Below are 13,036 nucleotides of genomic sequence, written 5' to 3'. Positions count from 1 at the left end.
GAAAGGTAGCCCCCGGCTATTGGATATCAATAACCCATCATCCCGCCGTCGCCCTGGCCGCCCATTCCGCCACCGCCCATGTAGCCCCTGCCGCCGGACTGCCAGAAGTCGCACATGCCGTCGCCATCTTCATCGGTGAACCCGGGGCCGTGGTACATGGAGACTTCGCCGTTCTGGGCATAGTCGCACACACCGTCGCCGTCCAAATCAACGTAATCATGGCCGTAACCCATGTGGGTCTGGTTTTCGGCGTAATCGTTAAGGCCGTTGCCGTTCTGGTCGGCGAACATCATGCCGCCGCCCATGCCGAATTGTGGCTGGCCGCTCTCCCAATAGTCGCAAACGTGGTTGCCGTTCTCGTCCACAAATCCCGGCCCGTGCCAGGTGTTGGAGCCGTTCTGGGCGTAATCGCAAATGCCGTCGCCATCGTTGTCCACAAAACTGTGGCCGTGAAGCGCGGCGCCGCCCATGCGGGCCGTGGAGCCTGAATCATGGGTGGATTGTTCGAAATAGTCGTTTACGCCGTTACTATTCGAGTCGGCGAACATGGGATAAACCGCCGTTTGGCTGGAGCCGGAAGAATCCGAGGCTGACGAGTCGCCGGAACTGCTTCCGCTACAGGCAGTCAAAAACGCGGAGCCGGTGAAACCGGTTATTATAGAGAAGGTTAGAACCAGTATTTTCGAGCGAACAGCCATATACCCTCCTTGCCAAAAAGATTTTGGCTATGCTTGTTAGAACACCGGAAGGGGAAAAAAGGTTCCCGGATGGCTAAAATATGTCCTGCGAAGGACCGAGCTGTTTATTGTCTGTCCGCCGGGGTGATGATAAGTTTTCCAGGAGCCCGTTGCAGATAAGTAGCCAAAGCTGTATGGATTACCGCCACGGTTTCCTCGTCCACTGCGGAAATAGCGAAAGAAGGGGTCTCCATCGCGATGGGCTCCACATAGGGCAGAAGGCGGTTCAACACAGTGATGCTTGCCATTAGCAATCCCAGCACAAGGAACACTACAGTTAAGCCAATAACGGTTAAATAGAGTGAAGAAACAAGGTTTTCTATCATTTATCCTCAACCTCTCAGGATGGACAGAACAAATTCCGCCCCTTTTGAAATCATGGCCTCCATCTCCCCCGGCGCCTGCCCGCCGGTGACGCCGAACATGGCCAGCATCATCCCCGCCGCCACCGCCGTGCCTATAACCCCCGCCACATTTGGCCCCATGGCGTGCATGAGAAGATAGTTATACGGATCCGCCTCCTGTCCCACCTTTTGCGACACCCGGGCGGCCATCGGCACCGCCGACACCCCCGCCGACCCGATTAGCGGGTTTATTTTCCCTCCGGACAGTTTGCTCATCAGCTTGCCTATAAGAACGCCCCCTGCCGTGGCTGTGGCGAAAGCGAAAAGACCCAGGATTATAATCTTTATGGTCTCCAGCCGCAGGAACGATTCCGCCGTCATGGAAGACCCCACCGCCATCGCCAGGAGGATAGTGACCACATTGATTAGATGGGTCTCCGAAGTCTCATGGAGCCTTTTTGTGACACCGCATTCGCGGAAAAGGTTCCCCAGCATCAGCATGCCTATTAACGGAGCCGCCGCAGGAAGCAGTAACGAGCATATTATGGTGGTGACGATGGGGAATATTATCTTCACCTCGCGGCTTACAGGCTTTAACTGCTCCATGCGTATCTTCCGCTCTTTTTCGGTGGTAAGCCACCTCATTATGGGAGGCTGGATGATAGGGACCAGTGACATGTAGGAATAGGCCGCCACGGCTATCGGACCCAAAAGCTCCGGCGCCAGCTTGTTGGTGAGGTAAATGGCCGTGGGCCCATCGGCCCCGCCTATAATGCCTATGGCCGCCGCCTCTTTAACGGAGAAACCGATGACCACCGCCATTACCAGAGTGATATAGACCCCTATCTGCGCCGCCGCGCCAAGGATAAGGGTAGAGGGGTTGGCCAGCAACGGGCCGAAATCGGTAAGCGCCCCTACGCCCAGGAAAATCAGCGGCGGCCAAATCTCGTGCTTTACACCCTGATAGAAGAAATATAGAAGCCCTCCTTCATCGCCAGAGGCCATGTTCCCCATCGGCATGTTGGCCATCAGGCATCCAAACCCGATAGGTAGTAGAAGAAGCGGCTCGAAGTTTTTCTTTATGGCAAGGTACATCAGTACCAGCGAGACACCGATCATTACCACGTTGCCCGTGGTAAGCCCATATAAACCGGTGAGCGAAAATATCTTGTTGAACCCGTCCGAAAGGGCGATTGTTTCCATCCAGTATAGCCTCGTTAAAACGGCGCCCCGACGTAAGCCACGGAAGGGCATATGTTTCCCGTAAGGGTTAGGATTTTAACACATTGGGGTGGAATAGCCGTCAATTTCAGTTGAGCCGTTAATTTAATGTCCTTACCTCCGGAACAGGGATTTTCCCCCGAACCGCCTCAAAAAAATGCGCAACCCATGATAATTATTGACGAAACCTTGAATAACCCGGTATATTTCTAGCCTTTGTTGCCTTAAAAGGCGGGGATGGTATTCACCGTTATCCCTTTCATAGCGGTGAAATTCGGGCTTAATTTTAGAACACCTGGCGATATTCCAGCGGCTCTACTATTGTGACATTTAACGACATGCGGCGATTTTTTCGTTTTCTGGCGGCAGTGGCTGTTTTCTCCCTTACAACCTCATGCGGAGGCGGTGGCGGCTCTGGAGGTTCCGGCTCTACCGGCTCTGTCACATCAGTCCCCGCCGCAAGCGCCGTTATGGCATCTGGAAGCGAGCTTGTTATCCAGCTTACCAACACCAAAGCCACCAAATCTCCAGGAACATACACCATCTATATTTATACCGATGGGGCCATGACCACGCTTCTGGCGCAAAGCCCGGAACTGGCCGAGGATGGCGCCGGGGTTGCCACTTGGGCCTCGGGGCTTATTTTAGAATCCAACCGCTCTTATTATTGGAAATGGACCGGCGTATTCACCTCCGGCTCGAACACTTCCACGTCCGAATCGGACCTTATGCCTCTATATGTCCAGCGGGATGGGGCCATGAACGCCATCGCGCCCAGGAGTGGCGGTTATCTGAACCTGAACAACGCGGCTTACCCCAGGCTTGCGGTGAAGAACGTATATACCCAGGGTGACGCCTCTATCTCATACGATTTTGAGCTTTTTTACGACGCGGCCCTTACCGCGCCCATAACGAACGCCTATGGAGCGGCCCAGAACGGCGAAGATACTTACACATACGTGGATGTTTCAATCCCCGCCACATCGGCGGACGCAGGAACCCCCGGCCTGCTGAATAACACTTCCTATTTCTGGCGCGCCCGGGCGGTTGTAAACGGCGTGGCCCAAGAATGGTCGCAAGTATATTCTTTCACCGTGAGGGACTTTTGCGAGCTGGGCTCCGGTGGCAGTTACGCCGCATGGGTGGTGGACTGGACCCATGACTACAACTGCGACCAGCTCCTGCGCACAGATCCCAACCAGGCCCTTGGCGCCCCGAACGCCGCAGGCTTTGTGGACCAGGACAATCCAGGTTACGGTTTCATTTCCATGGACATCGGCGGGACCATGATCTTCGAGATGGGCTCCACCATTTGGAACGGCGGCGGCTATGACGTGCGCGTATATCAATATTGGTCGCAGGAGCCCATAGAGGTGTTCGCCGCCCAATCGGAGGCTGGGCCGTGGTATTCGCTGGGCTGGAGCTATTGCGGCTACAGTTTCCCGGGCGAAGAATACGGCTTTGGCCATTGCGATTTCGACTTGGGCGCGGCGGGACTGCAGTTTGCGAAGTATATTAAGGTTCTGGATAAGGAATCCCCAACTTGTTATCAGACCGCCGGAGCGGAGATAGACGCGGTGGTGGCGTTGTACAAGGTGGACAGTTCCCGGACCTGCACGACCCCTACGGCCAGAACCGGCATGTCCACGGCCATGTCGGTGTGGTAAGCGCCGCCGCCCGCAAAGCTCTTTAGCCGCCAATGGCCGCGAATTTCCGGATAGAATACCGGGATATGGGTCTTCAAGGCTGATCATTTGAAATGAACTTCTCAACCGGGGCCGGGGCGCTACCCCCCATGTCTGTGGGGGTAATAAACTATAATGGCGCGGGATGCGTCCTTGATACGCTGGAGTCCATCTTCAACTCTGGCTACCCTTCGCTGGACGTGGTGGTGGTGGACGATTGCTCCACCGACAACTCGCCGGATATGATTAAAAACCGGTTCCCACAGGCCCGCGTCTTCATACAGGAGCGGAACCAGGGGCCCAACGCCGCCCGCAACCGGGCCCTGCGCGAGGCGAAGAACGAAATCGTCTTCATTACCGATAACGACATCACGCTGGAGAAAAACTGCCTTCAATTGCTGGCGCAGTCTCTGCTGGCGGACGATAACGCGGGCGTGGCCACCCCCATGGTTCTGGACGCGGTGGAGCGGGACAGGATCTACTCCAACGGCGCGGCGCTCCATTTCGCCTGTTTCGGCGTAATACCATTGCGGCGCCAGAAAATCCCCGCGGGGCTGGATATGGCCAACCGCCTTTCGGTTTGCGGGTCCGGCGGCATAATGCTCACTAAGAAAACGGTGGCAGAGGCCGTGGGCATGTTCGACGAGGACTTTTATTTCGGGTACGACGACGGGGAGTACACGTACCGGGTGTCAGCTTCAGGCCGGGACGTGATACAGGTTCCATCGGCGCGGATATACCATATAGAAAAACCCGGCCGGAACCCGAAAAGGCTTCGCTACCAGGTGCGCGGAAGACTGGATTTCATGCTGAAAAACTACGCCTCCCGCTCGTTTGTCCTTCTGGCCCCAGCGCTCTTTATCTTCGAGGCGGCCAATTTCACTTTCCTCGCCGCAAAAGGCGCAGGCATGGAATGGGCCAGAGGGGTGGGGATGATATTGAAAAGTTTCGGCGGGATAATGGAGAAGCGCCGCGCCACGCTGTCCATTAAAAAACGGCCGGACAAGGAGCTTTTAACCTCGGGAGAAATATTCATGTTCCCATCGCGGCTAGGGGGCGGGATCCTTCCAAAGGCCAAAAAACTTTTCGAGGGGTTCCTGGACGCCTACTGGCGGGTGGTATCCCCTTTTTTGACGAAATAGGTGGTTATGCCTTTTACCATTTTACACAAGATAGCCAACACCCCGGCCATCAAGCGGTTCCTTACCGAGAACCGGCTTTTCGTGAAACTGTACTTCAACTGGCGATACCTGACGGCCGACCCATACAATGTGGAGAAGTCCGAATTTGAGAGGGATAAGCTACAAAGGACCCTTGAGGCCATAAAACCTGTCGGGCATGTAAAGAGCGCGCTGGAGATAGGTTGCGGCGAGGGGTTTCTCACCGAGCCGCTGGCGAAAATATCGGCCCGCGCTTTGGGGGTGGACATCTCGGGGCTGGTGGTAAACCGCGCGCGGGAACGGTTCGCCCACGCGCCGAATATCCGGTTCAAAGTGGCGGACATCTTAACCTGCGATTTCGGCGAGAAGTTCGACCTTATCGCCTGCTCCGAGGTGCTTTATTATTTTGAACTGGCCCAACTGCCGTTGGTGGTGGAGCGGATTTCAGACCTGTTAAACCCGGGCGGGGCGCTACTTTTATGTCATGCCAGGGCTTTGGGCGACGATGATTCCGGCGTGCCCATGAAAAAGTTCGGGGCCAAAACCATCCACGAGCTGTTCATAAGCTCGCCGGGATTCACGAAAGTTTACGACCAGACATACCCCATGTACCGGATAACGCTGATCCGGAAAGACTGATGAACATCTTCGAGCCGAAAAACCATTGGGTTCAGATCGCCGCAGAGTTAAGGAATTTCCGGCGCGGGACATACCCGGGCTTTGTGACCGGAGATAAAAACGGGGGGCTGGAAAATATCCCGGTTTTTTCATTCCACGACGTGGAGCCGGAAAAATTCATGGCCCAGCTTATATACCTGGCGGACAACGGGTATCAAACGGTTACGGCGGACGAATACCTTGCCATGGAAGGGAAAAGCCCCACGGGCCGCCATGTGATGCTGACTTTCGACGACGGGCGGGCGTCCCTCTGGAACGTGGCTTACCCGGCGTTGATGACGCGGCGGATGAAGGCCGTGGCTTTCATCCTGCCCGGAGAGATAAAAGAAGCAAAAGAGCCCAGGAAACCCACAAACTCTTTGAGCGATACCGGCGGCGAACCTCTGGCCACCTGGCCGGAGATAACCGCAATGCGGGACAGTTTAGATTTCCAGAGCCACTCTCTTTACCATTTCATGGTCTTCGTGTCGGACAGGGTGGAGTGTTTTTACTCGCCCCAGATCAGGGATAGATGGATTTATATAGACCTCCCTGTATTGCGGGAAGAGGATGGGGACGATTACTCACGCAAATATGGGCTTGGCGCGCCGTTTTATTCCATGGAATCGCGCCTGTCGGACTGTTTGCGCTCATTTGAACCGCCCCAGGTCCGCCACGCTTTGGAAAAGCATGTGGCCGATAACGGAGGCTCCGCTTTTTTTAACAGATCCGGCTGGGAGCGGGAATTGACGACGATCCACTCGGAGGCCGTCAAGGGCTATAAATTCCAGTTGGAAACGCCCGAAGAGCGGGACGAAAGCATCCGTCACAACCTTTCAAGGTCTAAGCGGGATATTGAAGAGCGACTGCCGGGGCATCGGGTGGACCATCTTTGTTTTCCTTTCGGTGTTGGCGGGGCGGCGGCGGCACGGATAGCGGCCCACGAAGGTTTTAAAGGGCTTTATTGGGGAACAACATTGCCCGCCCACGCCACCGGCATGAAGGGAGTGTTAAACGTCACACGAATGAAAGACGATTACATTTTCCGCCTGCCGGGCAAGGGGCGCTGGCCACTATGGAAGGTTATGGGCGCTAAAGCCCTGCGGCGCGCCGGATTGGCGAGTTGGTGAAGACGGAAAGCCCGTCGGGATTGTAACGGAAAAGCCCAACCCCGTGGTATCATGAAACCCTATAACGATTCACAGGTTAAGGTTATGATGGATCCGGAAGTAAAGCGGACAATCAAGGGCCTTTTCCCGCCGGAGGATGTCACCGACGCCCCGGAAGACCTGATGGTGTACGGTTACGACGCCACAGGGGAGGAAAGGAAACCCGAAATCGCCATATTCCCCCGCACACCCGAGCAGGTGAGCGCGGTTCTAAAACTGGCCAACCAGCATCGTTTCCCCGTCACTCCCAGGGGCGCGGGCTCCGGTTTTGTTGGGGCGGCCATTCCCACCCATTATGGTGTGGAAATGGTAATGACCAGGATGAACCGCATACTTGAGATAGACACTGATAACCTCACCGCCGTGGTGGAGCCGGGGCTGGTGACGGAGAAATTCCAGAAAGCCGTGGAGGCCCAGGGGCTGTTCTACCCGCCGGACCCGGCCTCGCTTAAAATGTCCACCCTCGGCGGCAACGTGGCAATGGGCGCGGGCGGCCCGAGGGCGGTAAAATACGGCGTAACGCGAGACTACGTTCTGGGGCTGGAGGTTGTTCTTCCAACGGGGGAGATAATCAACACCGGCGCCAAGACCGTCAAAAGCGTGGTGGGATACGACTTAACAAGGCTGATGGTGGGTTCGGAAGGCACGTTGGGCGTGATAACCAAGATACGCCTGCGCCTATTGCCCAAACCGGAGACCGCCCGCACCATGCTGGCCATATTCCCCACGGTGGACTCGGCGGCCAAGACCGTGTCCGCCGTTATCCGGGCAAAGGTAATTCCCACCACCCTGGAGTTTATGGACAAGAGCGCCGTGGCGGCGGTGGAGGATTATCTGCACGCTGGCCTGCCCACCGACGCGGCGGCCATTTTGCTCATAGAGACCGATGGAACGGCCGCCGCCGCCGAAAGCGACCTGGCGCGGATACAGAACATTTGTGGCGAGAATGGCGCCGTAAGGATACAGGTGGCCAAGAACGAGGAGGAGCGGGAGACGCTATGGAAGGTGCGCCGCTCCATATCCCCGGCCATCCTGCGGGTGCGCCCCTCTAAGATAAACGAGGATGTCACCGTTCCCCGCTCCCGCATACCAGACCTTATGACGCGTCTGGCGGCCCTGTCGGAGAAAATAGGCATGCCCATCATCAACTTCGGCCACGCCGGGGATGGGAACATCCACGTGAACGTTATGACCGACAAGCGTGACAAGACGGAGTACGAACGGGCCAAGAAGGCCATAGACGACGTGTTCCGCATCTGCCTGGAGCTGGAGGGCACCCTGTCCGGCGAGCATGGGGTGGGCATATCCAAGGCCCCGTACATAGAGCAGGAGATAGGCCGGATAGGCATTGATTTGACCAAACGGATAAAAACGGCTTTCGACCCCAATAACATCTTGAATCCGGGAAAGATCGTGCCGGACGAAACGCCGCTGGCGATGACAGCCTTGCACGGATGAGCCATAAAAAACAGAGGGCGGAAAAGGGGCTATGGACGTTCTGATACTGATTGGAAGCGAGTCGGACATGGATACGGCCGTGGAGTCCGAAAAAGTTTTGAACGAAATGGGCGTCACCTATGAGCTTCACATCTGCTCCGCCCACAGGACTCCGGAAAAGACACGGGCGCTGGTTAAACGGGCGGAGGCCGAGGGGGCAAAGGTTATCATCGCCGGGGCTGGCATGTCTGCCCATCTGGCGGGGGTGGTGTCGGCGGAAACCGTTCTTCCGGTTATAGGCATTCCCATGGGCGGCGGGGCGCTGAACGGGATGGACGCGCTGATGTCCACGGTAAACATGCCAGGCGGGGTGCCCGTGGCCACGGTATCCATAGGCAAAGCCGGGGGAAAGAACGCGGCATTGCTGGCCGTTCGAATCATGGCGTTGTCCAACAAACGTCTGCGCAAAAAGCTTGAGGCTTATCGGGTAAAAATCGCCGCCGAGGTGGAAGAGGCCGACGGGCGCGTTCAGAAACAAAGGACGGGTAAATAGGTATCCATCCGACCGGGATTGCGGCTATGCCTGTGGAGCGGAAGATAGTTTACATGGGCCTGACGGTGATAAACCAGGCTGGCCGTGAATCCATAAAGACCGGGGGGAGTTTTATATATGACGGAGCGGCGCTTTTGCCAGACAGCGGGGGCAAAACCTGGCGGGACCTTTTTATAAAGGTTTTCCTGGCGCCACCCATCATGGATATGGCGGAAGTGGAAAGCGGCGCCGGGGTCGAGTTTACGCTTACCGCCCGGGACATATATAGGGGCGGAAAACCACCGGCGGAAACCCGGCGGCGGTATGGGCCGGGGATGGCGGTTAAAATCCGGGGCGACATTATAGGCTGGGAAGGGCATAAAGAGGCCGAAACGATAATGGCTGTCTCCGCTGGTGAAACGGCGCAATGCCCGCTTTGCGGGGCTGTTATCGGGCCGAACCGTTTCCGGGTGGCCATGGGCCTTCTGGATAAAGCGGGGGCCGTTACGGTTGTATCCCGATGCGGGCACAGGATAGGGTTGAAATGATTTTGCGGGAAGGGCCAAGATGAAAATAATCACCAGAGGTGATTTCGACGGGCTTGTTTGCTGTGTCCTGCTCACCGAAGCCGAAAAGATAGACGGTGTCCGTTTCGTGCATCCAAAGCAGATGCAGGACCGGATAGTTGAGGTCACCGGCGAAGACATAATAGTAAACCTGCCTTACCACCCCTCCTGCGGCATGTGGTTCGACCATCACATATCGGAGATGGACAGGGAACAACGCCCCGAGGGCTTCAAAGGACGGTACGGGCTGGCCCCCTCCTGCGCCAGATTGGTGTATGAATATTACGCCATGCCCCAGTGGGAGCGTTACGCCGGGCTCATGGCCGATGTGGACAAGATAGACTCCGCGCAACTTACGCTAAACGACATCCTGCGTCCCGAAGGATGGGTGAAACTGGCAAATACAGTGGACCCTCGCACTGGTTTCGGCAGTTCCCACGACTTCTTCCAAAAGCTTATAGAATGGATAAGGGAACTGCCCATTGAGGATATCCTGGCCATAGACGAGGTGAAAGACCGGACCCGGGAGTTCTACAAACAGCAGATAGACTTTGAGGGAAAGCTCAAAAAACATTCCTACATCAACGGCGCGGTGGTGGTGACGGATTTCCGCCCGTTGCAAGAGACGCCCGTGGGAAGCCGGTTCCTTGTATACGCGCTGTACCCCACCGCCAATGTCTCCGTGAGGGTATTCTACGGCGGCCCCCAGGGGATGGTGACCATAGCCGTGGGCCACAGCATCTTAAACCGCACCTGCGCGGTGGACGTGGGAAACCTTCTGGCCGGATACGGCGGCGGGGGCCATGCGGGGGCCGGATCGTGCGGAGTGGCCTCCGACAAGGCCGACGACGTGATCATGGAGATCGTGGAGCGGCTTAACGCCAATTAATAACGGGCGGGCTTAACCCTTCAGGCTTTCTCCCGGCGGGAGGCGCATTGGGCGCAATGGCCATATATCTCCAGCCGGTGGTCGGTCATTTTAAATCCATGTTGCCCCGCCACTTTGCGCTGAAGCTCCTCGATATCCTCGTTCTCAAACTCCTCCACCCTCCCGCAGGTCAGGCACACCATGTGGTCGTGATGCCCGCCGTCGGGACCGGCGAATTCATATCTTATCAACCCGTCGTTAAACCGGCGCTCCTTGGCCAGCCCCGCCGCGGAAAGTATTTTCAATGTGCGGTAAACGGTGGCCAGGCCTATGGACGGGTGTCCCGCCCGGAGCTTCAAATGCAGTTCGTCGGCGCTTATGTGGCCCGTGGAGCGGGTGAACTCCTCCACGATCAAGTCCCGCTGGATGGTGGATTTCAATCCGTTGCGGGTAAGGAAATCGTGATACCTTTTCAGCCACTGTCCGCCTGAGGAAACCCTGGACATCCTTTAAGCGCCGCTCCCTTTCCGCGTTTCGATGATAAGTTTCAACCGCCAATGCACAGCGTATTTCAATTGATTCCCATTGTCAACACGAGGCGTTGACCTGCAATGGGCGTTTGGATAGAATCTACGGGCTACATCCATCCAAATCACCAATAGATTAAGCCGGGCCGTCCGGCAGAGAAGAACCATGCCTATTTTCGATCAGCTGTTGTCCGGCCACCGGGGGGACGGAGAGGCCAAAACCCTGCGCGCCCGCGTGGAGTCATTGGAAAAAGAGCTGGAGCAGGTTCGCCATGAAAACACCGGGCTCAACGACCGGCTGGACAGCTACAAGGATATTCTTGAAAACCTCCGGGATTACGTTTACACCATGACAAGGGACGGGATTTTCACCTCCCTAACCCCGGCATTCCATAAGATCACCGGCTGGCCGGTAGAGGAATGGATCGGAAAAAATTTCAATGGGCTGGTGCATCCGGACGATATGGAGAAGGCCAGGGTAAACCTCCAGCGGGTACAGGAGATGGAAGCGCCGCCCGTAAACGAGCTTAGGATACGAAACAAGAGCGGCCAGGTCCTCATCCTGGAATTCAAGGGTATGCTTATAAAGAACGCCAGGGGCGAAGAGGAGATCTTCGGCGTGGCCAGGGACGTTACCGAGCGCAAGGCCACCGAGGCGGCGCTGAAAGCCAGCGAAGAGAAATATAAAGACCTTTTCCTCAACGCCAACGACCTGCTTTACTCCCACGACCTGGAGGGGCGTTTTACCACCATAAACAAAGCATGCGTAAACGTTTTGGGCTTTGGCGAGGATGAAGTTATCGGCTCGAGCATCTCCATGGTGGTGCCTCCGGAACATTTAAAGACCACCACGGAAAGCATCCAGAAAAAGCTCAAGGGCGAAGCCATTTCCACCTTGTACGAACTGGAGGTGGTGGCAAAAAACGGGAAGAGGATACCGGTGGAGCTTTCCACCAGGCTGATATGGAGCGACGGCAAGCCGGTTGGGGTACAGGGTATCGGGCGGGACATGACCGAAAGGAAGAAGGCCGAGGCGGAGCTGAAACAGGCCAAGGAACTGGCCGAAGACGCCACCATGCTCAAGGACAAGTTCGTATCGCTCGTGTCTCACGATTTAAGGTCCCCGATGGCTACGGTTATCGGCATCCTCAATTTTATCCTTGGGGAACCGGCCATGAGCGAAGAAGACCGCGCCACCCTTATGAAAAGGGCGTTGAACACCTGCGACGACCTTCTGAAAATGACCGACCAACTGCTGAATATCAGCAGGATGAACATGGGAAAGATCAGACTCAACCGAAGGCTGGTAAACGCCAGGGCGCTGGCCCAAGCCACCGCCGCCTCCGTATCGTTCCAGGCGGAGCGCAAGGGCATTTCCATAAATGTGGACATCCCGGAAACCTTGAAGATTTACGGGGACATGGCGCTCATCCACGAAGTCCTTTTAAACCTCATCAGCAACGCGGTGAAATTCTGCGCCAAGGGGGACAGGGTGGTGATCCACTCCCCCGGCCCAAACTTGCTGTGCGTCAAGGACACGGGGCCGGGGGTGCTCGAATCCCTGAAGCCGGACCTTTTCCGCCATGAGACAAAAACCAGCACTTCCGGCTCCTCGGGGGAAAGGGGCGCGGGCTTCGGGCTTCCGCTTTGCATGGACATCATGAAAGCCCACGGTGGAACCATCCAGCTGGAGTCTGAGCCGGGTAAAGGCTCGTCTTTCTGCATGGACATGGGGCCGTCCCAGCCCCTCATACTGATAGTGGACGACAGCGACGTGATGCGGCAAACCCTGAGAATCCACCTGGGCAAGATGGGGGCGCAAACCGTGGAGGCCGAAGACGGCGACCTCGCCCTGAAGCTGTTGGAAGAGAGAACGCCAGACCTCATTATATCCGACGTCCACATGCCAAGCCTGGATGGACTGGGGCTGTTAAAGCGGATCAAGGACATGCCGAAGCTCAAGGATACGCCGGTTATTGTCATCACCTCCGACAGCGACGTGGAAACCCGGGAACAGGTGTTCCGCCTGGGCGCGGCGGACTTCCTAACAAAACCCGTGGAGGAGAGCGATTTCATCCCCCGCGTTGGCCGGTTCATAATGTGACCGGGCCTGTTTGGTGCTAAACTCGTTAG

At 56.5% G+C, this 13,036-nt stretch carries 13 protein-coding genes; 9 read left to right on the top strand and 4 right to left on the bottom strand.

From position 1 onward, the window contains the following. Window positions 1–26: 26 nt before the first annotated feature. From HY751_13235 to HY751_13225, 3 genes are all read right to left on the bottom strand, one after another. The gene (locus HY751_13235; protein MBI4667361.1) at window positions 27–698 is read right to left on the bottom strand and encodes a hypothetical protein; all 672 of its coding nucleotides are present in this window, start codon (window positions 696–698) and stop codon (window positions 27–29) included. Between the two features lie 104 nt (window positions 699–802). After that, window positions 803–985, bottom strand: a complete 183-nt coding sequence (locus HY751_13230; protein ID MBI4667360.1) for a hypothetical protein — start codon at window positions 983–985, stop codon at window positions 803–805. Window positions 986–1,069: 84 nt separating this feature from the next. Next, window positions 1,070–2,284, bottom strand: a complete 1,215-nt coding sequence (locus HY751_13225) for a sodium ion-translocating decarboxylase subunit beta (GenBank protein ID MBI4667359.1) — start codon at window positions 2,282–2,284, stop codon at window positions 1,070–1,072. Window positions 2,285–2,670: 386 nt separating this feature from the next. On the opposite strand from HY751_13225, the gene HY751_13220 reads away from it, so the two are divergent. The 8 genes from HY751_13220 (at window position 2,671) to HY751_13185 (ending at window position 10,397) form a co-directional block, all read left to right on the top strand. Next, window positions 2,671–3,969 (top strand): hypothetical protein, encoded by a 1,299-nt coding sequence (locus HY751_13220; GenBank protein MBI4667358.1) that lies wholly within the window; start codon window positions 2,671–2,673, stop codon window positions 3,967–3,969. 92 nt (window positions 3,970–4,061) lie between these two features. Further along, a complete protein-coding gene (locus tag HY751_13215) occupies window positions 4,062–5,129 on the top strand; it encodes a glycosyltransferase (GenBank protein MBI4667357.1) in 1,068 nt (355 codons plus the stop codon). Between the two features lie 6 nt (window positions 5,130–5,135). After that, window positions 5,136–5,786 (top strand): methyltransferase domain-containing protein, encoded by a 651-nt coding sequence (locus HY751_13210; GenBank protein ID MBI4667356.1) that lies wholly within the window; start codon window positions 5,136–5,138, stop codon window positions 5,784–5,786. Then, window positions 5,786–6,934 (top strand): polysaccharide deacetylase family protein, encoded by a 1,149-nt coding sequence (locus HY751_13205; GenBank protein MBI4667355.1) that lies wholly within the window; start codon window positions 5,786–5,788, stop codon window positions 6,932–6,934. Before HY751_13210 ends, HY751_13205 begins: the two co-directional genes overlap by 1 nt. Window positions 6,935–7,018: 84 nt before the next feature. After that, window positions 7,019–8,431, top strand: a complete 1,413-nt coding sequence (locus HY751_13200) for an FAD-binding protein (GenBank protein ID MBI4667354.1) — start codon at window positions 7,019–7,021, stop codon at window positions 8,429–8,431. 31 nt (window positions 8,432–8,462) lie between these two features. Further along, a complete protein-coding gene (purE, locus tag HY751_13195; GenBank protein ID MBI4667353.1) occupies window positions 8,463–8,963 on the top strand; it encodes a 5-(carboxyamino)imidazole ribonucleotide mutase in 501 nt (166 codons plus the stop codon). A 26-nt stretch (window positions 8,964–8,989) separates the two neighbouring features. Beyond that, complete coding sequence (locus HY751_13190) at window positions 8,990–9,490, top strand: hypothetical protein (protein MBI4667352.1); 501 nt, start codon at window positions 8,990–8,992, stop codon at window positions 9,488–9,490. Between the two features lie 19 nt (window positions 9,491–9,509). Then, window positions 9,510–10,397: an exopolyphosphatase gene (locus tag HY751_13185; GenBank protein ID MBI4667351.1), complete on the top strand. Its 888-nt coding sequence runs from the start codon at window positions 9,510–9,512 to the stop codon at window positions 10,395–10,397. Window positions 10,398–10,417: 20 nt separating this feature from the next. Here HY751_13185 and HY751_13180 read toward each other — a convergent pair whose 3' ends face one another. Further along, window positions 10,418–10,882: a transcriptional repressor gene (locus HY751_13180; GenBank protein MBI4667350.1), complete on the bottom strand. Its 465-nt coding sequence runs from the start codon at window positions 10,880–10,882 to the stop codon at window positions 10,418–10,420. 187 nt (window positions 10,883–11,069) lie between these two features. Here HY751_13180 and HY751_13175 point away from each other — a divergent pair, with 187 nt between their 5' ends. Next, on the top strand, window positions 11,070–13,007 hold the full coding sequence (locus tag HY751_13175; protein ID MBI4667349.1) for a PAS domain S-box protein: 1,938 nt from the start codon (window positions 11,070–11,072) through the stop codon (window positions 13,005–13,007). Window positions 13,008–13,036: the final 29 nt, after the last annotated feature.

It is taken from the genome of Nitrospinota bacterium, from assembly GCA_016208975.1.
In the GTDB taxonomy this organism is placed as follows: domain Bacteria; phylum Nitrospinota_A; class UBA7883; order UBA7883; family JACRLM01; genus JACQXA01.
Note: the sequence above shows the minus strand (reverse complement) of the source record. Positions and strands in the feature narration are given on the sequence as shown.